The organism is Roseospira navarrensis, assembly GCF_009601025.1.
Taxonomy (GTDB): domain Bacteria; phylum Pseudomonadota; class Alphaproteobacteria; order Rhodospirillales; family Rhodospirillaceae; genus Rhodospira; species Rhodospira navarrensis.
Map to the genome: position 1 here is coordinate 50430 of NZ_WIVE01000003.1, position 23880 is coordinate 74309.

A 23880-nucleotide genomic window follows, 5' to 3' on the forward strand; every position below is an offset into this window, starting at 1 on the left:
ACGCTCTCCCCTGTGTGACTTTTTTCCATGCGGCGCCGCCCCTCTCCCCCACCCGGCCACCCACAGGTTACTGGCGTTGGGTGGCCGGGTCGGGGAGAGGGCCGGCCACGGGTGTCTTTGGTCCTCGGTAGAGGCCATTGGCATCAGGGCGCGGCGGCGCCCCCCGCCGGGTCACTCTGCCGCATCTGCCGCATCCAGTCATCCAGCGCCGCCGCCTGACCGGAGGACAGCCGCAGGCCCAGCTTGGAGCGCCGCCACAGCACGTCCTCGGCCGTGCGCGCCCATTCCCGGTCGATCAGGTGGCGCACCTCGGCCTCGTACAGATCGGCCCCGAACCAGCGGCCCAGATCCTCCACCACCCGGGCCTGACGCAGGATCCCGGGGGTCATGGTGCCGTAGTTGCGGGCGAGGCGGCGCACCAGCGTCTCGGGCAGGTCGGGATAGGCGCCGGACAGGGCGAGAACCAGCGCCTCGAACCCGTCCATGGGGAAGGCCCCACCCGGCAGCGGCTGCTCGCGGGTCCAGGGACCGCCACGCTTGTCCAGCCGGGCCTCGATCTCCGACAGCATGGATTCGGCGAGCCGACGATACGTGGTGATCTTGCCGCCGAAGATGTTGAGCAGCGCCGGCCCGGCGCCGGGGTCGGCCTTCAGCACGTAATCGCGCGTCGCCTCCTGCGCCTTGCCGGCGCCGTCGTCGAACAGCGGGCGGACCCCCGAATAGCTCCAGACCACCTGATCGGGCCTGACCGGCGCCTTGAAGTACGCCCCGGCCGCCTCGCACAGATAGGCGATCTCCGCCGCCGAGATGTGCGCGGCCCCGGGGTCGCCGGTGTACTCCTGGTCGGTGGTCCCGATCAGGGTGAAGTCCTGCTCGTAGGGAATGGCGAAGATGATGCGTTGATCCGGGTTCTGGAAGATGTAGCAGCGGTCGTGGTCGAACAGGCGCGGCACCACGATGTGGCTGCCCTGCACCAGCCGGACGTTGTGGGCGTCGTTGCGCCCGAGCGGCCCGCGCAGCACACCGTCCACCCAGGGACCGGCGGCGTTCACCACCAGCCGCGCGGTCACGGTCCGGTCGCTCCCCGCCTCGCGGTCGCGCAGGCGGATGGTCCAGCGCCCGCCCTCGCGCGCGAGTCCGACGCACGCGGTCCGCACCATGATCGCGGCCCCCCGGTCGGCCGCATCGCGGGCGTTCAGGACCGTCAGCCGAGCGTCCTGCACCCAGCAGTCGGAATACTCGAACGCCGTCACCAGATCGTCTCGCAGGGGGGTCCCGGCCGGGTCCTTGCGCAGATTGAGCGTGCGCGTGCCCGGCAGTTGCTGGCGGCCGCCCAGGTTGTCGTACAGGACCAGCCCCAGGCGCAGCAGCCACTTCGGCCGCATGCCGCGCGAATGGGGCAGCACGAACCGCAGCGGCCAGATGATGTGCGGGGCCGCGCGCCACAGCACCTCGCGTTCCAACAGGGCCTCGCGCACCAGCCGGAACTCGTAGTGCTCCAGATAGCGCAGTCCGCCGTGAATCAGCTTGGTGGACCACGACGACGTGCCGCTGGCCAGATCGTTCATTTCGCACAGCCCGACGGAATACCCGCGCCCCACGGCGTCGCGGGCGATGCCGGCGCCGTTGATGCCGCCGCCGATGATGAAGACATCGAAATCGGCTGATGGGTCGGTCATGGCGTCGGGTCCTCCTCGGTGTCGGCGACCTCCACCCGCACGCCGCTGTCGGCGCACAGGTCCAGGACGGCGTCCGGCGGGGGCCGGTCGGTGACGAAGATGTCCACGTCCGTCAACCGGGCGATCCGCACCGGGGCCGTGCGCTCGAACTTCATGGCATCGGCGACCAGGATGGTCCGGCGGGCGTGCGTCAGGATGGTGCGCGCGGCGTGGACCTCGGCGTGGTCGTAGTCCAGCACCGTGCCGTCCTCCGGGTCGATGGCCGAGGCCCCGATGACGGCGTAGTCCACCTTGAAGCCGGACAGAAACTCGACCGTGGCGTCCCCGACAATGCCGCCGTCGAAGGCCCGCAGCGTGCCGCCGGCGATCATCACGCGGACCCCCGGCGCGTCGCGCAGGATGTTGACCACGTTCAGGTTGTTGGTCACGACCATCAGGCCGTCGTGGGCGCGCAGCGCCATCGCCACCTGCTCGGTGGTGGTGCCGATGTTCAGGATAGCGGAGCTGTTGTTCGGAATCAGCGCGCCGACCCGAAGGCCGATGCGGCGCTTGGCGTCGGCGGCCATGCCGCGCCGCGCATCGTACCGCAGGTTCGAGGCCCCGGTGGGGAACATGGCGCCGCCGTGAATGCGCTTCAGAAGCTGGCGGTCGCACAGCTCGTTCAGGTCCTTGCGAATGGTCTGGGGGGTCACGCCGAATCGGCCGGAGAGGTCATCCACCGTCACGCGCCCTTCGCGCCGCGCGATGTCCAGGATGCCCGACTGTCTCGGCGAAGTGATGTCCAGATCGCGCACGACGACGGCTCCGCTGGGGACTTTCGGTCAAGGGCGGACGGTGGCCGCGGGCGCATCCCGCGGCGCGGAATCCCGCGCTTCGATCACCATCCGCTTTCACTTGCCCGCCGATTTGGACTCGCATCGGCGCGCATGGGTCAGATTGTTGCGGAAAAATTTGCGGTGGACAATGAAAATGTCGCCTTGACGTTCGTTTGGTTTCGCTTGATGATCCGTTGCTGTCCCATAACAGAAAACCTTCGGGAGGAACGGGATGAAAGGAAAGCTGATGACCGCCGTCGCGCTGGGCGCGATTGCGGCGGTTGCCATGCCCGCCTGGGCCGGCATGGAAGAGGCGGAAACGTGGATCGACGAGGAGTTCCAGCCGTCGTCCCTGACGCGCGAGGAACAGCGGGCCGAGATGGAATGGTTCATCAAGGCGGCGGAACCCTTCCAGGGCATGGAAATCAACGTCCTGTCCGAGACGATCCCGACCCACGAGTACGAGTCGAAGGTCCTGACGAAGGCGTTCGAGGAAATCACCGGCATCAAGGTCAACCACCAGCTCCTCGGCGAGGGCGAGGTGGTGCAGGCGGTTCAGACGCAGATGCAGACGAACCGCAACCTGTATGACGCCTACGTCAACGACTCAGACCTGATCGGCACCCACTCCCGGCTGCAACTCGCCGTGAACCTGACCGACTGGATGGCCGGCGAAGGCGCGGACGTCACCAACCCGATGCTCGACCTGGACGACTTCATCGGCCGGCCGTTCACCACCGGGCCGGATGGCAAGCTGTATCAGCTACCCGACCAGCAGTTCGCCAACCTGTACTGGTTCCGCAAGGACTGGTTCGACCGCGAGGATCTGCAGGCGCAGTTCAAGGACCTGTACGGCTACGAACTGGGCGTGCCCGTCAACTGGTCGGCCTATGAGGACATCGCCGAGTTCTTCACCGAGCACGTCAAGGAGATCGACGGCGTCCGGGTCTACGGCCACATGGACTACGGCAAGCGCGCGCCCGACCTGGGCTGGCGCATGACGGACGCGTGGCTGTCCATGGCGGGCGCGGGGTCCAAGGGCCTGCCCAACGGTCGTCCCATCGACGAGTGGGGCATCCGCATGGAGGAAGGCTCGTGCAATCCCTCCGGCGCGTCGGTCGAACGAGGCGGCGCCACCAACGGCGCGGCCGCCGTCTACGCGATCCGCAAGTGGGACGAATGGCTGCGCCAGTATGCGCCGCCGGCCGCCGCCGACTACGACTTCTACCAGTCGCTGCCGGCGCTGTCGCAGGGCAACGTGGCCCAGCAGATCTTCTGGTACACCGCCTTCACGGCCTCCATGGTCGCCCCCCAGAGCGAGGGCAACAACACCGTGGATGAAGAGGGCAAGCCGCTGTGGCGCATGGCCCCCTCGCCGCACGGCCCGTACTGGGAAGAGGGCATGAAGCTGGGCTACCAGGACGCCGGTTCCTGGACGTTCCTGAAGTCCACCCCGGAGGAGCGCCGCAAGGCCGCCTGGCTGTACGCCCAGTTCGTCGTGTCCAAGACGGTGGACACCAAGAAGAGTCACGTCGGTCTGACCTTCATCCGCGACAGCACCATCCGTGACGAGAGCTTTACCGAGCGCGCCCCCAACCTGGGCGGTCTGGTTGAGTTCTACCGCTCGCCCGACCGGGTGCTGTGGACCCCCACCGGCGTCAACGTGCCGGACTATCCGAAGCTGGCCCAGCTTTGGTGGCAGCAGATCGGTGACGTGAACTCCGGCGCCTTCACCCCGCAGGAAGCCATGAACCGCCTCGCCAGCGAGATGGACCAGGTGATGGCCCGCATGGAGCGCGCCGACGAGGCCAACAACACCTACGGGGGCTGCGGCCCGCGCCTGAACGAGCCCAAGGATCCGTCCGAGTGGATCGGCCAGGGCGGCGCCAAGCCGGCGCTGGAGAACGAGAAACCGCAGGGCGAAACCATCCGCTACGACGAACTCGTCAAGCGCTGGGCCGAGCAGTAATCGCCCGGATGCCTGCCTGACCCCGGGAGCGCGCGCCCGTCCTCGCGACGGGTGCGCGCCCCCGGCCCCCTCTCCCGCCCTCCCCGCGCATCGCGGAGGGACTGCGGGGCGCACGGACCGCATAGGGTCACCGGAACCATGTCACTTGAGTTGAAGGGCGTGACCAAGCGGGTGGGCGCGGAGACGCACATCCACCCGACCGACCTCACGCTTGAGCACGGCGTGTTCAATATCCTGCTGGGCACCACCGGGTCCGGCAAGACGACCCTGATGCAGTTGATGGCCGGCCTGGAACGCCCCACCGAGGGCGAAGTCTGGTTCGACGGCGCCGATGTCACCGGCATGGCGGTGCAGAAGCGCAACGTTTCGATGGTCCACCAGCAGTTCATCAACTACCCGAACATGTCGGTGTATGAGAACATCGCCTCCCCGCTGCGCGTCGCCCGCCTGTCGAAGGGCGAGATCACCGCGCGGGTCGAGCGCATGGCCGATCTGATGAAGCTGACCCCCATGCTGGGCCGACGCCCGGTCGAGCTGTCCGGCGGCCAGCAGCAGCGCTGCGCCATGGCGCGCGCCCTGGTCAAGGACGCCAGCCTCGTTTTGCTCGACGAGCCGCTGGCCAACCTGGATTTCAAGCTGCGCGAAGAGCTGCGCGACGAGCTGCCGCGCCTGTTCGCGGACCGCCGCTGCGTGGTGGTCTACGCCACCACCGAGCCGGTCGAGGCCCTGCTGTTCGCCGGCAACACCGCCACCCTGCATGAAGGCCACGTGGCCCAGTTCGGCCCCACGGGCGAGGTCTACCGCCGCCCCCGCACGATCACCAGCGCCCAGGTGTTCTCGGAACCGCCGATGAACACCGCACCCATCGTCAAAGAGGGCGACACCTTCCGGCTGTACGACGGGACGGAATGGCCTGCGTCCGCCGCCGGGGCCACGCTGGCCGACGGCGAGTACGTGTTCGGCATCCGGCCCCACCACGTCACCCTGACGCCGACGGGCGCGCACCCGGTGGCCATCGAGGGCATGGTTCTGGTCTCGGAGTTGAGCGGCTCGGAAACCGTCATTCATTTCCGCCACCGCGCCGAGACCTGGGTGTCCCAGTCGCACGGCATTCACGCGGTCCCGGTGGGCGAGGTCGCCGGGCTGCACATGGATGTCGCCCAGGGCCTGTACTTCGACCGATCCGGCGAACGGATCGGGTTTTGAACCCAACGGCCTCTGACGAGGACCGTTGGACTCCGTGGCCGGCCCTCTCCCCCACCCGGCCACCCCCCATTCTTATCTTGGGGATACTCGCGTTGGGTGGCCGGGTGGGGGAGAGGGCCGGTGCCGAAGAGGCGGGTGAGTCTCACTCACCCGCCAACCAGATGACACCGCTTTCGGGGGGTTCATGGCAAAGATCACGTTGTCCGACCTGCGGCACTCGTACGCAGCCCGCCCGATCCGGGATGACGACTGGGCGCTGAAGCACCTGGACGTCGAATGGCGGGACGGCGGCGCCTACGCGCTGCTCGGGCCGTCGGGCTGCGGCAAGACGACGCTGCTCAACATCATTTCCGGCCTGTTGCGGCCCAGCCATGGGCGCGTGCTGTTCGACGACCGGGACGTGACCGACCTGCCGCCCGACCAGCGTCACATCGCCCAGGTGTTCCAGTTCCCGGTGATCTACGACACCATGACCGTGGGCCAGAATCTGGCCTTTCCCCTACGCAACCGGGGTGTGGACGAGGCCACGGTAAAGGCGCGCGTGGCCGAGATCGGCGAGATGCTGGAACTGTCCGGCATGCTGGACAAGCGCGCCAAGAACCTGACGGCAGACGGCAAGCAGAAGATCTCGCTGGGGCGCGGGCTGGTGCGCGAGGACGTCAACGTCATCATGTTCGACGAGCCGCTGACGGTGATCGACCCGCACCTGAAATGGCAGCTCCGCTCCAAGCTGAAGGAGCTGCACCAGCGCGTGCGGCGGACCATGATCTATGTCACCCACGACCAGACGGAGGCCCTGACCTTCGCCGATCAGGTGGTGGTGATGAACATGGGCGAGGTGGTCCAGATCGGCACCCCCGTGGACCTGTTCGAGCGGCCCCAACACACGTTCGTCGGCCACTTCATCGGCTCGCCGGGCATGAATGTGGTGCCCTGCGGCATCGCGGGCGGACAGGCGACCGTCGCCGGCCACACCATCCCGGTCGCCAATCCCGTCGCCGCCGGGGACGTGCGCGGCCGGATCGAAATGGGTGTGCGGCCGGAGTTCATCGCCTTCGACCCCGGCGGGCTGCCGGTGGACATCGTCAAGGTCAGCGACGCCGGCCGGTTCCGCATCGTGGACACCCGCCTGGGCGATCACAGCGTCAAGGTGCTGGTGGACGAGGGCACCGAGATCCCCGCCGACGGCGCGCGCATCGTCCTGCGGACCGACAACACGCGGCTGTATGCCGACGGCTGGATGATCGGCGCGGGCCGGGACGCCGGGCGGGGGGATGCCGGACAGGGAGACGTCGCATGAACAAGACCGTCAACCAGAAGGCCTGGTTCTTCGTGCTGCCGGTGCTTCTGCTGGTCGCCTTCAACGCCTTCATCCCGCTGATGACGGTGGTGAACTACTCGGTCCAGGAGACCTTCGGCGACAACACGTTCTTCTGGGCCGGGGTGATCTGGTTCCAGGACGTGCTGCATTCCGAGCGCTTCCACGCCGCCCTGGGCCGTCAGCTCACCTTCACATTCACCATCCTGGCCATCGAAATCCCGCTCGGCGTGGCCATCGCGCTGTGCATGCCCCGGCGCGGCATCTGGGTGCCGGTGTGTCTGGTGACCATGGCGCTGCCGCTGCTGATCCCCTGGAACGTGGTCGGCGCGATCTGGAACATCTTCGCGCTGCCGGACATCGGCCTTCTGGGCCGCACGCTGAACGGCCTGGGCTTCGACTACAACTTCACCCGCCAGCCCGGCGATGCGTGGTTTACCCTGATCGCCATGGACGTGTGGCACTGGACGTCGCTGGTGGTGCTGCTGGCCTATGCCGGACTGGTCTCGATCCCCGACGCCTTCTATCAGGCCGCCCGCATCGACGGGGCGAGCAGTTGGGCCATCTTCCGCTACATCCAGTTGCCCAAGATGAAGCGCGTGCTGACCATCGCCGTGCTGCTGCGCTTCATGGACAGCTTCAACATCTACACCGAGCCATCCGTGCTGACCGGGGGCGGGCCGGGCAACTCCACCACGCTGCTGTCCATCGATCTGGTGAAGGTGGCGCTGGGTCAGTTCGACCTGGGGCCGGCGGCGGCCATGTCGCTGATCTACTTCCTCATCATCCTGGCGATGAGTTGGCTCTTCTACACCCTGATGATGCGCAACGAAGACCAGTGAGGGAGCCCGGATCATGAAACGCCTGACGCCGTTGGTGCCCGCCCTCTACATTGTGTTCATGCTGCTGCCGATCTATTGGCTCTTGAACATGTCGTTCAAGACGACCAACGAGATCCTCGGCGACTTCACCCTGTGGCCCCGGGAATTCACCTTCGAGAACTATATCACCATCTTCACCGACCCGACGTGGTACATGGGCTACGTCAACTCGTTGATCTACGTCAGCCTGAACACCGTCATCTCGGTCACGGTGGCGCTGCCGGCGGCCTATGCGTTCTCGCGGTATCGCTTCCTGGGCGACAAGCACCTGTTCTTCTGGCTGCTGACCAACCGCATGGCGCCGGCCGCCGTGTTCGCGCTGCCGTTCTTCCAGCTCTATTCGGCCGTCAACCTGTTCGACACCCATCTGGCCGTCGCCCTGGCGCACACCCTGTTCAACATCCCGCTGGCGGTGTGGATCCTGGAAGGCTTCATGTCCGGGGTGCCGAAGCAGCTCGACGAGACGGCCTATGTGGACGGCTATTCGTTCCCCCGCTTCTTCATCCGCATCTTCCTGCCGACCATCGCGGCGGGCATCGGGGTGGCCTGCTTCTTCTGCTTCATGTTCTCGTGGGTCGAACTGCTGCTGGCGAAGACGCTGACCGCCGTCGAGGCCAAGCCGATCGCGGCCACCATGACGCGGACGGCCTCGGCCAGCGGCTACGAACTGGGGCTGCTGGCCGCCGCCGGGACGCTGACCATCGTGCCGGGAGCGTTCGTCATCTACTTCGTGCGCAACTACATCGCCAAGGGCTTCGCGCTGGGGCGGGTGTGAGCGGGACGATCATGCCAGGGGAGACACCGCAATGGGACTGAGCTGGATGGCCTGGACATGGCCGACCGCCGCCTTCTTTCTGTTCATCGCCGCCGCCATCGCGACCATGGGCATCTGGGAGGTATTCGAGCCGGGCGGCGGCCCCCGGCGCGGGGTGTTCGGCCTGGACACCACCCGGGGCGACCGCCTGTTCATCACCCTGGTGGGCAGCGCGTTCATCTTCCTGGGCTGGCTGGCGTTCTACGGCACGCCTCTGTGGGGCGGACTGGCCATCGCCATCACCTGGGCCGTGTTCGTGTTCTGGAAGGTGTAGGCGCCGCTCCACCCGCCTGCCTCTGGCCTCGCGCCGCCGGGCATGCGACAAAGCGGACCGTCGCGACCCGCCGCCCAGAGGACCCCCATGCCGCCCGCCAGTGTCCGCCCCGCCAGTGTCCGCCCCGCCCCTGTCCGCCCCGTCCGTGTCCGCTTCGCCCCCAGCCCCACCGGCCGCCTGCATGTCGGCAACGTGCGCACCGCCCTGGTCAACTGGCTGTTCGCCCGCGCCTACGGCGGCTCTTTCCTGCTGCGATTCGACGACACCGACGCCGAGCGCTCCCGCCCCGAGTACGTCGAGGCCATCCGCGCGGACCTGCGCTGGCTGGGTCTCGCCTGGGACGAGGAGGCGTTCCAGTCCGCCCGCGCGGCCCGCCATGCCGAGGTGGTCGCAAGCCTGAAGGCCGACGGACGGCTGTACGCCTGTTACGAGACCCCGGACGAGCTGGAATACAAGCGTCGCCGCCAGCGGGCGCGGGGGCTGCCACCGATCTACGACCGCGCCGGGCTGGCGCTCTCCGACGACGAGCGAGCGAGCCTGGAGGCCGAGGGCCGCCGCCCGCACTGGCGCCTGAAGCTGGACCATGCCGACATCCGCTGGGATGACCTGGTGCGCGGTCCCTGCCACTACGACGCCGCCCACCTGTCCGACCCCGTGCTGGTGCGCGAAGACGGCACCCTGCTCTACACCCTGCCCTCGGTCGTGGACGACATCGACATGGGCATTTCGCATGTCATCCGGGGCGAGGACCACGTGGTCAACACGGCGGTGCAGATCCAGCTTTGCCGGGTGCTGGGCGGCACGCCGCCCACCTTCGCCCACCTGTCGCTGATGACGGACGCGGGCGGCGGCGGGCTGTCCAAGCGGCTGGGCAGCCTGTCGGTCGGCGACCTGCGCGACGAGGGTCTGGAGCCGCTGGCCGTCTCCGCCCTGCTCGCGCGCCTGGGCACATCGGACGACATCCAGGCCGTGGAGTCCCTGGACGCCCTGGTTGCGGGCTTCGACCTGTCCCACTTCGGCCGGGCCGCGCCAAAGTTCGACCCCGCCGACCTGTCGCGCCTGAACGCGCGGGTGCTGCACGGCATGCCCTATGAGACCGCCCGGCCGCGCCTGACGGCGCTGAAGGCCGACGGCGGGGCCGCCTTCTGGGACGCCGTGCGCGGCAACCTGGAGCGCTTCGCCGATGCCGCCGAGTGGCACGCGGTGGCGTTCGGGGACATCGTGCCCCGGCTGGGCGCGCCGGAGGACGCAGGGTTTCTGCGCACGGCGCTGGAGGCCCTGCCCGAGGAGACGCCCGATGCGCCCTGGGACGGCCAGACCTGGGCCGCCTGGACCGGAGCCCTCAAGGCCGCCACGGGCCGCAAGGGCAAGGGGCTGTTCATGCCGCTGCGCCTCGCCCTGACCGGGCAGGCGAAAGGACCGGAGATGGCCGCCCTGCTGCCCCTGATGGGCCGGGCGCGCGCGGCCGACCGCTTGCGGCGCGCGGCGGCGGACCCATCGTCCCTCGCCTAGATCCGGGAGGCAGAGCATGAACACCGACCCCGCCTTTCCCAGCCTGTCGATCCTGGATCACCCCCTGATCCAGCACAAACTGACCCTGATGCGGCTTCGCGAGACGTCCACCCGCACGTTCCGCGATCTGCTGCGGGAGATCGCGCTCCTGATGGGCTACGAGATCACCCGCGATCTGCCGCTGGACCACATCGCCGTCGAAACGCCGGTCACCACCATGCCGGCCGCGCCGGTGATCGCGGGCAAGAAGGTCGCGGTGGTGCCCATCCTGCGGGCCGGCACCGGCATGGCCGACGGGCTGCTGGACCTGATGCCGTCGGCGCGGATCGGGCACATCGGCCTTTACCGTGACCCGGAGACCCACCGCCCGGTCGAGTACCTCGTCAAGCTGCCGCCGGTGGACGGTCGGCTGTTCCTGGTGACCGATCCCATGCTCGCGACCGGATATTCCACCGCCCATGCCCTGGATGTGCTGAACGCCCACGGCGTGCCCGATTCCCGGATCCGGGTGATGGTGCTGGTGGCGGCGCCGGAGGGCGTGCGCGTCGTGCAGGAGTCGCATCCCACCGTGCCGATCTACACCGCCGCCCTGGACGACGGCCTGAACGACCACGCCTATATCGTGCCGGGCCTGGGCGACGCGGGCGACCGCCTGTTCGGCACGAAATGAGCGCGGCGGACAAGAGGGACGGCGACTCCGCGCCCCCCGGCAACCTGTTCGCGGGCGCCGCTCCCCCGGCCGACGGCGAGGCGTTCGAGACCCTGCTGCGCCGGGGCGGCGTTCACATCGAGCGCATCGTCAGCAGCGACCGGCCCGACCCGGTGCTCTACGACCAGCCGCACGACGAGTGGGTCTGCCTTGTGCAGGGCGACGCGGACCTGTGGATCGCGGGCGAGACCGTGACCCTGCGCGCGGGCGACCACCGCCTGATCCCGGCCGGCACGCCGCATCGGGTGGTCCACACCTCGGCCGATCCGCCCTGCCTGTGGCTGGCGGTGCATCTTCCCCCGTCCAGGACCGGCCCGGCATGACGTCGGCGATGCTGGCACAGCCGGGTCCGGCACGCCACCAGGGCTCCGAACCCGGATGACCGTTCTGCGACACGGATGGGGTCGAACCCGCCTTACGAGGTCCTTCGGTCGCTTCAATCCCTCAGGATGAAACACTTTTAATAGAGAGTGTCATCCTGAGCGCCCTAAGGGCGCGAAGGATCTCGTGATGAGGCACGACCCATGACACCCCTGTTATCTGGATTCGGAGCCCTGGACACTACACCCTATGGGTTGACTCCCGGACGCCGCATGGCAGTGTTCCAGTCGGGGGGGTTGCTTGGCACTGTCATGATTGCGGCGACCGAGTCCACAGCACGATCCTGCGATCGGCAGCAAACCCTTGGCCAAGGTGGCAGCAACGAGGTCTGGACGCACAGTGAAACACGCGGACCCATCAAACCGTCCCGCAGCGTTCCGCGCCAGGACGCAGACCGCTGTCCTCGCCCGGGTCATCGGCTTCGCCAATGCCGTCGCCATGCCCTTCTGCGGCTACGCCATTTATCTGGACAGCCCCTATATTTCGGGTCTTGGCATCGTGGTCGCCCTGAGCCTTCTGGGCCTCGGCCTTGCCCTGGCGCTGTTCATGCTGGCGGACCTGTCCCGCCCCACCTCCTAGGGCGCGCCGGGCACGCGTGTGCGGCGCCCGGGTTCCTAACACGACGGCCTTTGCCACCGCCGCCGTGCCCCCCTGTTGCGACCGGGCGCGTGGGCGGGTATGACCGGAGCATTCCGCTCCCCTCCTCGCGCCTGACGAGCCCGCCATCATGTCCGCCACGCCGACCCTGCACATCCAGGACACCCTGACCCGCGCCAAGACGCCCTTCGTGCCCATCGACCCGGCGCACGTGCGGATGTACGTCTGCGGACCGACGGTCTACGACCGCGCCCATATCGGCAACGCGCGGCCGGTGCTGGTGTTCGACGTGCTGTTCCGTCTGCTGCAGCGGCTGTACCCGCGCGTCACCTACGCCCGCAACATCACGGACGTGGACGACAAGATCAACGCCCGCGCGAAGGACAGCGGGCGCACCATCGGCGAGATCACGGCCGAGACCACCCGGCAGTTCCACGCCGACATGGCGGCCCTGGGCGCCCTGCCCCCCACGGTCGAGCCGCGCGCGACCCAGCATATCGGCCAGATGATCGCCATGATCGAACGGCTGATCGCCGCCGGCCATGCCTACGAGGCCGAGGGCCACGTGCTGTTCGCCGTGGGCTCGATGAGCGACTACGGCCGCCTGTCCGGCCGCAGCCGCGACGAGATGATCTCCGGCGCCAGGGTCGAGGTCGCGCCCTTCAAGCGCGACCCGGCCGACTTCGTGCTCTGGAAGCCCTCCACCGACGATCTGCCCGGCTGGGACAGTCCCTGGGGACGCGGCCGGCCCGGCTGGCACATCGAGTGCTCAGCCATGAGCGCGGAGCACCTCGGCCCCAGCTTCGACATTCACGGCGGCGGCCTGGACCTGATCTTCCCGCATCATGAAAACGAGATCGCGCAAAGCACCTGCTGCCACGGCACGGGCACCTTCGCGCGCTACTGGATGCACAACGGCTTCCTGATGGTCGAAGGCCAGAAGATGGCCAAGTCGCTGGGCAACTTCATCACGGTGCACGACCTGCTGGACCGCGCGCCTGGCGAGGCCGTCCGCCTGTGCATGCTGTCCACGCACTATCACCAGCCGCTGGACTGGACCGAAGCCGGGCTGAAGCAGGCCAGGACGGCGCTGGATCGGCTCTACACCGCCTTGCGCGGCGCGGCCGATGTGGCCCTGAAGGGTGCCCCAGCGCCCTCGGACGCCATGCTGGCCACGCTGTGCGACGACCTGAACACGCCCCGCGCCATCGCCCTGCTGCACGAGACGGCGGGGGCGCTCAACAAGGCCACCGATGCGGCCGAACGGGCGCGGTTGAAGGGCGAACTGCTGGGCGGCGGCGCGCTGCTGGGCCTGCTGGCGACGGACCCGGAGGCGTGGTTCCAGGGTCCCGCCGAAGGCACCAACGGGCCGACCGCCGACGCCATCGACTCGCTGATCGCCGAGCGCAAGGCCGCCCGCAAGGCCAGGGACTTCGCCCGGGCCGACGCCATCCGCGACGACCTGGCCGCGCAGGGCATCATCCTGGAGGACGGCCCGCAGGGCACCACCTGGAAGCGGGGGTGAGGCCGGCGCGCAACGCCCCTGTCCCCCGGGCCACACTCGTGACGAAACCGTGGCGCGGGAGGGTGGCGAGCCGGCGGTGATCGTGTATAAGGGTTTCGAAGTCAGGGGCTTTGCGTCCCGGCTCCGGTGCTCGTGCGGGACCCGGCGAGAGGGGCCGACCGTCTCCGGGGTCCGGCCCTGCGTCTTGCTTGCGGTGTTCTGCGTCTATGCCTGAAGAGGACAAACGGATGTCTATCGCTCGAACCCTCTGGCGGAACTGTGTTGTTGCCGTCATGGGCCTGGCCATGGTGGCGTGCACGACCTACCCCGATGCGCCGGCCGAGCCCGCCGGCGGGGACGACATCTACATCATCGGTCCCCTCGACCAGCTTGAGATTTTCGTCTGGGGCGATACCGAACTGTCCCGTCAGGTGATCGTGCGGCCGGACGGGCGCCTGTCCACACCGCTGATCCAGGACATGCTGGCCGCCGGCAAGACGCCGTCCGAACTGTCCGACGATCTCGCGGACGCGCTGACCCCCTACATCCAGGAACCCCTGGTCACGGTGATCGTGAACGGGTTCAGCGGCCCGGTGGACCGTCAGGTCCGCATCGTCGGCGCGGTCAACGCCCCCACCGACCTGCCCTATCGCCGCGACCTGACCGTGCTGGATGTGATGCTGGACGTGGGCGGCCTGACCGAGTTCGCCGACGGCAACGCCGCCATCCTGATCCGCGGCGAGGGCGAGGCCCGCAAGACCTACCGCGTGCGGCTCGACGATCTGCTGAAGGACAGCGATATCGACGCCAACGTTGCCGTCCTGCCGGGCGACATCATCATGGTGCCGGAGGCGCTCCTCTGAGGCGCCTGCCGGCCCGTCCGGGATCAGGCGGCGCCCCCGCGCCGCCGCCTGGGCGTTCGCATCGCGTTCCCCTTTGCGGCCCTTGCCAGAGACCGTCCACGTCATGAAGAGAACGCTGACCGCAGTCGGAGTGAGTCTTGGGGGCGCGATGGCCCTGGCGCTCGGCCCGGCGTCGGCGGCGGACCTGCGTCTGGACTCGACCGCCGGCACGTCGGTGATCTTCACCGACAACGTGGACCGCGCGCCGGACGATCAGGCCGAGGCGGCCATCATCAACCGCGCCGACTGGAGCAGCGTCTACACGCTGACCGGGCCGCGCCTGAATGCCTCGCTGGTCTCGGATGTCGGTGTCGAGCTGACCAACGGCACCGATCCGACCCTGGACCAGAACGTGCGGGCCAACGGCTCGCTGGAGATCATCGACCACTACATCTTTCTGGATGCGGCCGCGTCCAGCACCCGGGCCCTGATCGACGCCACCGCCGATACCTCCACGGGGCGGGCCAACACGGATGACGAGACCGCCACCGTCAACGTCTTCGAGGTCAGCCCGCTGTTTCGCTACGTGTTCAGCGACGACACCGAGGCGGTGTTCCGGGCCACCCACCGCGAGACCTTCATCACGGACGACCCCTCGCCGGGCAGCACGACCCGCGAGACCGACACCGAACAGACCCTGTCCATCGACACCCGACGCGAGTTCCGCCGCATCGGATTCGGAGTCGATCTGGAGCGCCGCACCACCGACGAGGACCGCCGGGACGAGGACGGCTCGTGGTTCGAGGAACGATCCGCCGGCGTGACGGCCCGCTACGCGGTCAACCGCTGGGTCACCACGCTTGTCCGGGGCGGCTACTCTTACGTTGACCTGAACGGCTCCACCGACCTGAGCGGCCCGTTCTGGGACGTGGGCGTCCAGTTGACCGGCGTGCGGGGGTCGCTGCTGCTGACCTACGGCAACCGCTACGACGATCCGGTGATCGGGGCCAGTCTGGAGTACGCCCTCACGCCGCGCCTGCGGGTCGAGGGCGAGTTGAGCCGCAACCTGGACACCCCCCTGCTGCGCTTCACGCGGGCGCTGGGCGAAGAGCGCGGCACCGGCAGCAGCATCCTGCCCGACATCACCCAGGTGGGCACCGACATCGACCAGGGGCCGTCCCTGACCTACCAGGGCCGCCTGGGCCTCACGGGGCTCTACGGCCGCAACACGTTCAGCCTGGGCGCCACCTATCTGGACGAGGAACCGCTTGAAGATGACGGGCGCACGGGCGAATCCACCACCATCGCGGCCAACGCCAGTTGGGCCCGGGCGCTGACGCCGGAATTGTCCTCGACCCTGTCCATGCAGATCAGCCACACGGAAGGCGATCAGGAGCCGTCCTCGGTCACGCTATCCATGAGTGGCCGGCTCAACTACAGCCTGACCAATGACGTGACCGTGTTCGGCACCGTTTCGCGCGTCGAGAAGATGAGTGACAGCGCCGCGGACGAGTATACCGAGAACTCCCTGCTCATCGGCGGGAACATCACGTTCTGACGCCTTGCTGGAACGCGCGTTGCCCTTGAGCGCGTGGGTGAGCCGTGGGCAGGATGCCGCAACCATCCCCATATCAGGGGGCGAGAGTCGGTCGGGGCCGGTTGCCGAGTGGCAGACCGACCGTCAGCAAGGGGCGCCTGGAGCGCCAGACAGGAACCGGAGGGCTTGAATGTCCGTTCAACAGACCGTCACCGGCGGCCAGGCCGGGATGTCGCACAGCCGCGATGTGCCCATGCTGGGGGTCGCCCTGGTGTGCACCGGCCTGATCGCGCTGTTCTTCTGGAATGGGTTGGCGCACGCGGCGGTCCAGTGGGAGCGCGAGGAATTCAGCTACGGCTACATCGTGCCGCCGCTGACCGTCCTCATGGTCTGGCACGCCCTGCGGACCATGACCCCCAAGCCGTCCGGTGGGGTGTGGGCCGGCGCCGCGGTCATCATTCTCGCCGTCCTCTCCGGGGTCCTGGCCAAGGTGGGCGGCATGCCCGTCTTCAGCTACTACGGGTTCATCCTGGCGCTGATGGGGCTGGCGATGGTGCTGTACGGCTGGCACGGTCTGCGGCACCTGTTCTTCCCGTTGTTCTACCTGTTCTTCGCCCTGCCCCTGCCGAACACACTGTACATCAAGGTCTCGACGACCATGCAGTACATCTCGTCGGTGCTGGGGACCGAGATCCTGAAGGCGATGAACTATTCCGTCTATCTGAGCGGCAATATCATCGATCTGGGACCCTATCAGCTTCAGGTCGCCGAGGCCTGCAACGGCCTGCGCTACCTGTTCCCGCTCGCCAGCTTCGCCTTTCTTATCGGCTATCTCTACAAGGGACCGACGTGGCACAAGGTGGTGCTGTTTCTGTTCACGGTGCCGATCACCATCGTCATCAACAGCGCCCGCATCGCCTTTACAGGCATCCTGGTCAACAGCAACGGCGTCTCGGCGGCCGAAGGGTTCATGCACGCCTTCGAGGGCTGGGTCATCTTCGTGATCGGCCTGGTGCTGCTGTTCCTGGTGCAGCAAGGGCTGATCCTGGTTTCGGGCAGCCGCGAACTGCTGACCAACCGCATCGACCTGGACATGATCATGCCCGCCCGGGGCCGTCCGGCCGCGCCGACGTCGCGCGCCACATGGCCGCTGGGGGTGGCGTCGGCGGTCCTCCTGGCCGGTGTGGTCGCCTTGGTGGCCCTTCCGGAAGGCGCCCGCTCCGTGCCGCCGCGCAAGCCCCTGGCGACCTTCCCGCTGCAGATCGACCAGTGGACGGGGGTCGAGCAGAGTATCCTGCCGTCACAGATCGATATCCTGCAGGTGGACGATTATCTCGTGGCCGATTACGCGAGCCCCGCGGCGCCGCGCGACGTCAACCTGTACATCGCCTGGTACGATGCCCAGGACCGGCGGGCGGCGATCCATTCCCCGGCGGTCTGCATCCCCGCCGGTGGCTGGGAGGTCACCAACTTCACCACGACGACGGTGCAGCCCACGGGCTTGGACGACAGTCTGGAGGTCAACCGGAGCGTCATTGCCCAGGGGACCAGCCGTCAGCTCGTGTATTACTGGTTCGAGCTGCGGCACCGGCGCATGACCCACGAATACAGCATCAAGCTGGCCAATGTGTGGGATGCGCTGACCCTGGGCCGGACGGACGGCGCCCTGATCCGCCTCGTCACCCCCGTCGCGGCCAACGAGTCCCTTGAAGACGCGGAGCAGCGCCTCAGCGTGTTCATGGGCGAGATGCTGCCGCACCTGGATGATTACGTCCCGAACTGAACGCCCGACGGCCGGCCCGTCTGACAGAATCCCCTGTCGGACAGGGCCGGTCCGAGGCGATCAGGAGACGGCCCGAAGCGACTGCCGACGCAGTTGGGCCAAGTCGATATCGTACTCCCGGTCGAACTGCACATGAACACCGGCCGGCGAAATGTCCACGACACGACCCTCCCACGCCGCGTTCGCCGACTGCGCCATGATCGACAGCCGTGCGCCCACCCGGATGGAGTCGATGGCCCTGAGGCGGGCACCGCCGGCGGAGATGTCCAGCAACTCGGTATCATAGGCATTGCCGGTTTCGCGCACCGTCACCCGGGCGGAAACCTCGAAGCGTTCGTGCATGCGCCGATTGGTTTCCTCGGTGGATGTCCGGACGGCCTGCACCACGGCCTTCTTCAGGCTGGCCACCGCGTCCGCCACATCCGCGGACGCCGCCATCAGGTGACGGGACTTTTCCTCCGTTGAGCGCGCTTCGCCCGACACCATCTCGATCTGCCGGGCCACCTCCTGAGCGGCATCCGATGTCTCGATGACGCTGCGGCTGATCTCGCCGGTGGCCTCCGCCTGGCTGTGCATGGCGTCGGCGATCGAGGCGGCGACCGTATCGATCTCGCCCACCTTCTCGACCATCTGACGCACGGCCTCGACGGCCTGTCCCGTCACGCTGCTGACCGACTGGATCTGCTGCGTGATCCGCTGGGTCGAGGCCGCCGTCTGATTGGCGAGGCCCTTGACCTCTTCCGCCACCACCGCGAACCCCTTGCCGGCATCGCCGGCCCGGGCGGCCTCGATGCTGGCGTTCAGGGCCAGCAGGTTGGTCTTGGACGCGATCTCCTGGATCAGGTCGGCGATCTCGCCGATCTGGGCCACCTCGCTGGTCATGGACTCCAGGATGGTGCTGGTCTGGCCGCCCTGGTCCACCGCGGTCCGGGTGACATCGGCCGCGCGCGTCACCTGTGAGGTGATCTCCGCGATCGAGGCGTTCAGTTCCTCGCCGGCGGCGGCCACCGTCTGGGCGCTGGCAAGGGCTTGGTTGGACGCCGCCGCGACGTTGGCCGCGTTCTCGGACACGGTCTGCGCCCCGGCCGCCATGGCCTCGGCATCGCCCCGCATGGAGTCGGTATGCCGGGCCACGTTGTCCACGGCCGCCCGTGACTCGGATTCCACGCTTTCCGCCATCCCCCGCAGCGCGTCCTCGCGCTGGCGCCGGGCCAGAAGCTGCAACTCCTCCTGCTCTTGCCGGGCAAACGCCAGGTGCGCCCGCACCGCATTCAACAGAAAGGTGATGCGCGTGAATTCCTTGATCGACGACGGCCGCACCACGGTGTCGAAGTCCTGCACCGCGAAGCGGTCCAGATCCGCTTCGATATCCGACAGGGGCCGGCGCATCCCGATGGACACCCCCGTGACTGCGACCACCGCCACGGCGATCGTGGCGGCGAGCAGCAGCACCGACACCAGCGGCAGGGCGCCCCCCGCGCCGGCCAACAGCACCGCCACAAGCTGGCCGATCATCAGGGCCACGACCACGGCGAAGCCGGCAATGGCCCGGTTCTGCACGCTGCGAGTCAGACGGACGACGCGGCCGCGCAGCGAGTCGTCAATGACCTGACCTTCGCGGATCGTGGTGTGCCCCGCCGTCCCGGCGTTCATCGCCCGATAGAGCGCGGCCGTGCCGTCGATGTCGGCGCGGCTGGGCTTGGTGCGGACCGAAATGTAGCCGATGGCCTTGCCGTCTTCCATTTCGGGCGTGACGTTCGCCCGAACCCAGTAGTGATCACCGTTCTTGGCCCGGTTCTTCACCAAACCTTCCCACGGCAGACCCTGTTTGATGGTCGCCCACATGTCCTTGAAGGCCGCCGGCGGCATGTCCGGATGCCGGATCATGTTGTGCGGCTTGCCCATGAGTTCGTCACGGGTGAATCCGGACACCGTGATGAAATCATCGTTCAGAAACCGGATTTTTCCCTTCAGATCGGTGCGGGAGACCAGGCATCGATCGGCAGGATAATCGATTTCCTTTTGCGTCACGGGTTCATTGACACGCATCGGTTCTTCCTCCGCCTGCGGCGCAAGTGATCTGGCGTGCAGGACAGCGCGCCGCCCCGCAGTCTAGCAAAAAAACACAATGGAAACAGGGAATTTCATGGCCCCGAAACGACCCTGGAGAAAGATATATCCATCGCCGTCAACGGAGCGTCACCCGGAAAACATGTCGAAGGTAGACAGGCATCCGGTTCATCCACCGGATACCCTTGCCGGGCGTTCGTTTTGTTTACGCGCGTCCCCTGGGGCCCGATCACGCCCCGCCTGTAAACGTGTTGTCGCGCGGGAACCCACGCGGCGGCAGCCGGCCCGCCGTGGCGCGGTTGCCCAGCCAGGGGGTGAGGTCTTTCTCGGTGCGGGTGCGCCCGCCGCTGGGCCAGTTCAGGCCGTCGGCGAGCCGGATCACGATCAGATCGGACAGCGCCGCGTCCTTCAGCCGCATCAGGGTCACGCCGCGCCCCTTGGTCAGGGTCGCCACCTGATCCAGCGGGAACACCAGCAGCTTGCGGTTGGCCCCCACACAGGCGACGTGGTCGCCCTCCACACCGCCCGGATCGAGCGGACGGCTGGCCAGGGCCACCGCCCCCTTGCCCGGGGTGAGCACCTGTTTGCCGGCCTTGGTCTGGCCGACGCACTCGCCCTCCTCCACCACGAAGCCGCGCCCGTCGGAGGCCGCCAGCAGGCGCTTCGCCCCCGGCCGGTGGACATGCAGGTCCACCAGGGCGGCATCGTTGGGCACATCCACGATCAGCCGCACCGGCTCGCCGAAGCCGCGCCCGCGCGGCACCCGGTCGCCGGCGATGGTGTAGTACCGCCCGTTGGAGGCGAACAGCAGCAGCTTGTCCGTGGTCTGGGCGCGCACCACGGTGTGCAGGCTGTCGCCGTCCTTGAAGCGCGGATCGCCGATGTCCTCGGGGTGGCCCTTCAGAGCCCGGATCCAGCCCATGCGGGACAGGATCACGGTGATCGGCTCACGCTCCACCATGGCCTCGATGGGCACGTCCACGACGTTGGGCGCCGATCCCAGCTCGGTGCGACGCCGGCCCAGGTCGGTGTGGGGCCCGAAGTCCTCGCGGATCTTAGCCACCTGCTCGCCGATGCGCGCCCAGCGGCGGCCGGAATCGCCCAACAGATCCTGCAGGTCCGCCTGCTCCGCCGAGAGCGCGTCGTGCTCCTTGCGGATCTCCATCTCCTCCAGCTTGCGCAGGGACCGCAGCCGCATGTTCAGGATGGCCTCGGCCTGCACGTCGGTCAGGTCGAAGGTGTCGATCAGCACCGGCTTGGGGTGATCCTCCTCGCGGATGATGCGGATCACCTCGTCCAGGTTGAGGTAGGCGATCAGATAGCCGCCCAGCACCTCCAGCCGATGCGCGATCTTGTCCAGCCGGTGGCGGGTGCGCCGGACAAGCACGTCATGGCGGTGATCCAGGAACGCCAGCAGCACCTCGCGCAGATCCATGACCCGGGGCACGCCCTCGGCGTCCAGCACGTTCATGTTCAGGCTGGCGCGGGTTTCCAGCTCCGTCTGCCGGAAGAGCTGTTCCATCAGGGTGTCGGGGTCCACGGTGCGGGCGCGCGGCTCCAGCACGATGCGCACGTCCTCGGCCGATTCGTCGCGCACGTCGCCCAGCAGGGGAAGCTTGCGGTCGGTCAGCAGGGCGGCGATGCGCTCGATCAGCTTGGCCTTCTGGACCTGATAGGGGATCTCGGTCACGACGATCTGGAACAGGCCGTGGCCCAGCTTCTCGACCGTCCAGCGCGCCCGCAGGCGGAACGCCCCCCGCCCCGTCTCATAGGCCTCGCGGATGGCCGCCGGGGTCTCCACCAGCACGCCGCCGGTGGGAAAGTCCGGGCCGGGCATCCGGGCCACAAGATCGGGGATCGGCGTTTCGCGGGAGTCGATGAGCAGGGCCAGCGCATCGCAGATCTCGCCCACATTGTGCGGCGGGATGCTGGTGGCCATGCCCACCGCGATGCCCTGGGCCCCGTTGGCCAGCAGATTCGGGAAGGCCGCGGGCATCACCCGGGGCTCGTCCTCCTCGCCGTCGTAGGTGGGGCCGAAATCCACGGTGTTCTCGTCCAGGCCCTCCATCATGGCCTGGGCGACGGCGGTCAGGCGCGCTTCCGTGTAGCGCATGGCGGCCGCGTTATCGCCGTCGATGTTGCCGAAGTTGCCCTGCCCCTCGACCAGCGGCCAGCGCACGGCAAAGTCCTGCGCCAGGCGCACCATGGCGTCATAGACCGCCGTGTCGCCGTGCGGGTGGTACTTACCGATGACGTCGCCGACCACGCGGGCGCACTTCTTGAAGCCGCCGGTCGGATCCAGCTTCAACTGCCGCATGGCAAAGAGCAGACGACGGTGGACGGGCTTCAGGCCGTCGCGCACATCGGGCAGCGAACGCGCCACGATGGTGGACAGGGCATAGGCCAAGTAGCGCTCGCCGAGGGCGTCGGCCAGCGCGGTCTCGCGGATTTCCTCACCGCCGGAGGGCGGCGGCGGAGGCGGGGTCTTGGTGCCGGTGGTCATGGCCGCGACAATGCGCCGGACGGGGTTCGGGAATCAAGGGTTTGGGGGCGGCGGCGCAAGGGGTCGCCGATCTGGGCGTCCGGTCAAGTCCCGGGCCGGCCGCGCCGGAATCACACCTCGACCGGGTCGCGCTCCACCGGCACACCCGGTTCCATCTTGGCCGAGCGGATGGCCAGCGCCGACTTGACGTGCGCCACGTTGGGCGCGGCCGTCAGCTTGGTCGTCAGGAACTGCTGATAATGGTCCCAGTCGTGGGCCACGATCTTGAGCAGGAAATCCGTTTCACCGGCCAGCATGTGGCACTCGCGCACCTCCGGCCAGTCGTTGACCAGGGCCTCGAAGGCCTTGAGGTCCACCTCCGCCTGGCTGTTCAGGCCCACCTGGGCGAACACCGTCACGTGATAGCCGAGCGCCAGCGCATCGACCTCCGCGTGATAGCCCTTGATGAAGCCGGCATCCTCCAGCGCGCGCACACGGCGCAGGCAGGGGGGCGCGGAGATGCCGGCCCGCTTGGCCAACTCGACGTTGGTCATGCGGCCATCGGCCTGGAGATCGGCGAGAATGGACCGATCGACATGGTCCAGTTTGACACGTTGCATGCGCTGGCAGAACCCACTCAGGACACACGAAAATTGCGCAATGAAATTACAAGCGACGGCGGACGCGCGCAACGGAAATCCGCCGTGTCACGAAAGAGACTCTCGCATGTGCGAAATAGGTGACACCCCGCCGCCCGCCGGGCAAGTAGGAACTGACGCGACCCCGCCATGTTCCCTCCACAGCCGGAGAGTTCCTCATGTTCGACCTCACCACTTGGTTCGCCTACCTAGCCGCCTGCACGCTGCTGGTGATCGTGCCCGGCCCAACGGTCACGGTCATCATCGCCAACAGCCTGCGCGCCGGACCGTCCGCCGGCCTGATGAACGTCGCCGGCACCCAGGTCGGCCTGTTGCTGATGGTCGGCGTGCTGGCTCTGGGGCTGGACACCATCGTGACGCAGGCCGGGGCGGTGTTCGATGTCCTGCGCCTGCTGGGCGCGGCCTATCTGATCTGGCTGGGGGTGAAGATGTGGCGCTCCGACGGCCGCCTCGGTCAGGCTGCGGCGGGCGCGCGCCGCTCGCATGGGCACTATGCCTGGCAGGGGTTCCTGGTGATCTGGTCGAATCCCAAGGCGCTGCTGTTCTTCGGCGCGCTGATCCCGCAGTTCGTCGATCCGTCGGGCAACGCCGCCCTGCAGGTGGTGCTGCTGGGGCTCACCTTCATGGCCGTGGCGCTGGTCCTGGACGGCGCCTACGCGTTGGCGGCGGGCACCACCGGGGCGCTGCTGTCGCGCCACAACGTGCGGATCCTGGAGCGCGTCTCGGGCTCCTTCCTGATCGGCGGTGGCCTCTGGCTGGCGCTGAGCCGCCGCGCGGCGTGAGGATCGCTGGTGCCGATCTGATCGGCGATGAAGCGGACGCGCCCCGATCATCCCCGCCGCCTGCGG

At 68.1% G+C, this 23880-nt stretch carries 20 protein-coding genes; 15 read left to right on the forward strand and 5 right to left on the reverse strand.

Annotated elements, in window-relative coordinates; translation table 11 throughout:
* Nucleotides 1–143: 143 nt before the first annotated feature.
* Both glpD and GHC57_RS02330 read right to left on the reverse strand, forming a co-directional pair.
* Complete coding sequence (gene glpD / locus GHC57_RS02325; protein ID WP_153340747.1) at nucleotides 144–1679, reverse strand: glycerol-3-phosphate dehydrogenase; 1536 nt, start codon at nucleotides 1677–1679, stop codon at nucleotides 144–146.
* Nucleotides 1676–2473 carry a DeoR/GlpR family DNA-binding transcription regulator gene (locus tag GHC57_RS02330; protein ID WP_343031081.1) on the reverse strand — a complete coding sequence of 266 codons (798 nt, stop codon included), beginning with the start codon at nucleotides 2471–2473 and terminating at the stop codon, nucleotides 1676–1678. Before GHC57_RS02330 ends, glpD begins: the two co-directional genes overlap by 4 nt.
* Nucleotides 2474–2726: 253 nt before the next feature.
* Between GHC57_RS02330 and GHC57_RS02335 the strand changes: the two genes are divergently transcribed.
* The 14 genes from GHC57_RS02335 (at nucleotide 2727) to xrtD (ending at nucleotide 17821) form a co-directional block, all read left to right on the forward strand.
* A complete protein-coding gene (locus GHC57_RS02335) occupies nucleotides 2727–4463 on the forward strand; it encodes an ABC transporter substrate-binding protein (protein ID WP_153340750.1) in 1737 nt (578 codons plus the stop codon).
* A 138-nt stretch (nucleotides 4464–4601) separates the two neighbouring features.
* Nucleotides 4602–5669 carry an ABC transporter ATP-binding protein gene (locus GHC57_RS02340; protein ID WP_153340752.1) on the forward strand — a complete coding sequence of 356 codons (1068 nt, stop codon included), beginning with the start codon at nucleotides 4602–4604 and terminating at the stop codon, nucleotides 5667–5669.
* 184 nt (nucleotides 5670–5853) lie between these two features.
* Nucleotides 5854–6969 (forward strand): ABC transporter ATP-binding protein, encoded by a 1116-nt coding sequence (locus GHC57_RS02345; protein WP_153340754.1) that lies wholly within the window; start codon nucleotides 5854–5856, stop codon nucleotides 6967–6969.
* Nucleotides 6966–7829: a carbohydrate ABC transporter permease gene (locus tag GHC57_RS02350; RefSeq protein WP_153340756.1), complete on the forward strand. Its 864-nt coding sequence runs from the start codon at nucleotides 6966–6968 to the stop codon at nucleotides 7827–7829. The genes GHC57_RS02345 and GHC57_RS02350 overlap by 4 nt, the downstream gene beginning before the upstream one ends.
* 13 nt (nucleotides 7830–7842) lie before the next feature.
* Nucleotides 7843–8643 (forward strand): carbohydrate ABC transporter permease, encoded by an 801-nt coding sequence (locus tag GHC57_RS02355; protein WP_153340758.1) that lies wholly within the window; start codon nucleotides 7843–7845, stop codon nucleotides 8641–8643.
* 31 nt (nucleotides 8644–8674) lie between these two features.
* Complete coding sequence (locus GHC57_RS02360; RefSeq protein ID WP_153340761.1) at nucleotides 8675–8956, forward strand: DUF2160 domain-containing protein; 282 nt, start codon at nucleotides 8675–8677, stop codon at nucleotides 8954–8956.
* Nucleotides 8957–9043: 87 nt separating this feature from the next.
* Nucleotides 9044–10468: a glutamate--tRNA ligase gene (gltX, locus tag GHC57_RS02365; RefSeq protein ID WP_153340763.1), complete on the forward strand. Its 1425-nt coding sequence runs from the start codon at nucleotides 9044–9046 to the stop codon at nucleotides 10466–10468.
* Nucleotides 10469–10484: 16 nt separating this feature from the next.
* Nucleotides 10485–11138, forward strand: coding sequence for a uracil phosphoribosyltransferase (gene upp, locus GHC57_RS02370; protein ID WP_153340765.1), 654 nt, complete (start codon nucleotides 10485–10487; stop codon nucleotides 11136–11138).
* Nucleotides 11135–11500, forward strand: coding sequence for a cupin domain-containing protein (locus GHC57_RS02375; RefSeq protein WP_153340767.1), 366 nt, complete (start codon nucleotides 11135–11137; stop codon nucleotides 11498–11500). Before upp ends, GHC57_RS02375 begins: the two co-directional genes overlap by 4 nt.
* Nucleotides 11501–11897: 397 nt before the next feature.
* The gene (locus GHC57_RS02380; protein WP_153340769.1) at nucleotides 11898–12137 is read left to right on the forward strand and encodes a hypothetical protein; all 240 of its coding nucleotides are present in this window, start codon (nucleotides 11898–11900) and stop codon (nucleotides 12135–12137) included.
* A 148-nt stretch (nucleotides 12138–12285) separates the two neighbouring features.
* Nucleotides 12286–13680 (forward strand): cysteine--tRNA ligase, encoded by a 1395-nt coding sequence (gene cysS / locus GHC57_RS02385; RefSeq protein WP_153340771.1) that lies wholly within the window; start codon nucleotides 12286–12288, stop codon nucleotides 13678–13680.
* A 227-nt stretch (nucleotides 13681–13907) separates the two neighbouring features.
* Nucleotides 13908–14522, forward strand: coding sequence for an XrtA/PEP-CTERM system exopolysaccharide export protein (locus GHC57_RS02390; RefSeq protein ID WP_153340773.1), 615 nt, complete (start codon nucleotides 13908–13910; stop codon nucleotides 14520–14522).
* A 103-nt stretch (nucleotides 14523–14625) separates the two neighbouring features.
* On the forward strand, nucleotides 14626–16059 hold the full coding sequence (locus tag GHC57_RS02395; RefSeq protein WP_153340775.1) for a porin family protein: 1434 nt from the start codon (nucleotides 14626–14628) through the stop codon (nucleotides 16057–16059).
* Nucleotides 16060–16228: 169 nt separating this feature from the next.
* Complete coding sequence (gene xrtD / locus GHC57_RS02400) at nucleotides 16229–17821, forward strand: VPLPA-CTERM-specific exosortase XrtD (protein WP_153340777.1); 1593 nt, start codon at nucleotides 16229–16231, stop codon at nucleotides 17819–17821.
* A gap of 60 nt (nucleotides 17822–17881) precedes the next feature.
* Here the strand turns inward: xrtD and GHC57_RS02405 are convergent, their stop codons facing one another.
* From GHC57_RS02405 to GHC57_RS02415, 3 genes are all read right to left on the reverse strand, one after another.
* Nucleotides 17882–19870 carry a methyl-accepting chemotaxis protein gene (locus tag GHC57_RS02405; protein ID WP_153340779.1) on the reverse strand — a complete coding sequence of 663 codons (1989 nt, stop codon included), beginning with the start codon at nucleotides 19868–19870 and terminating at the stop codon, nucleotides 17882–17884.
* Between the two features lie 250 nt (nucleotides 19871–20120).
* Nucleotides 20121–22394 (reverse strand): DNA topoisomerase IV subunit A, encoded by a 2274-nt coding sequence (parC, locus tag GHC57_RS02410; protein ID WP_153340781.1) that lies wholly within the window; start codon nucleotides 22392–22394, stop codon nucleotides 20121–20123.
* 110 nt (nucleotides 22395–22504) lie between these two features.
* Nucleotides 22505–22993: an Lrp/AsnC family transcriptional regulator gene (locus GHC57_RS02415; protein ID WP_153340783.1), complete on the reverse strand. Its 489-nt coding sequence runs from the start codon at nucleotides 22991–22993 to the stop codon at nucleotides 22505–22507.
* 197 nt (nucleotides 22994–23190) lie between these two features.
* Between GHC57_RS02415 and GHC57_RS02420 the strand changes: the two genes are divergently transcribed.
* On the forward strand, nucleotides 23191–23814 hold the full coding sequence (locus GHC57_RS02420; RefSeq protein WP_153340786.1) for a LysE family translocator: 624 nt from the start codon (nucleotides 23191–23193) through the stop codon (nucleotides 23812–23814).
* Nucleotides 23815–23880: the final 66 nt, after the last annotated feature.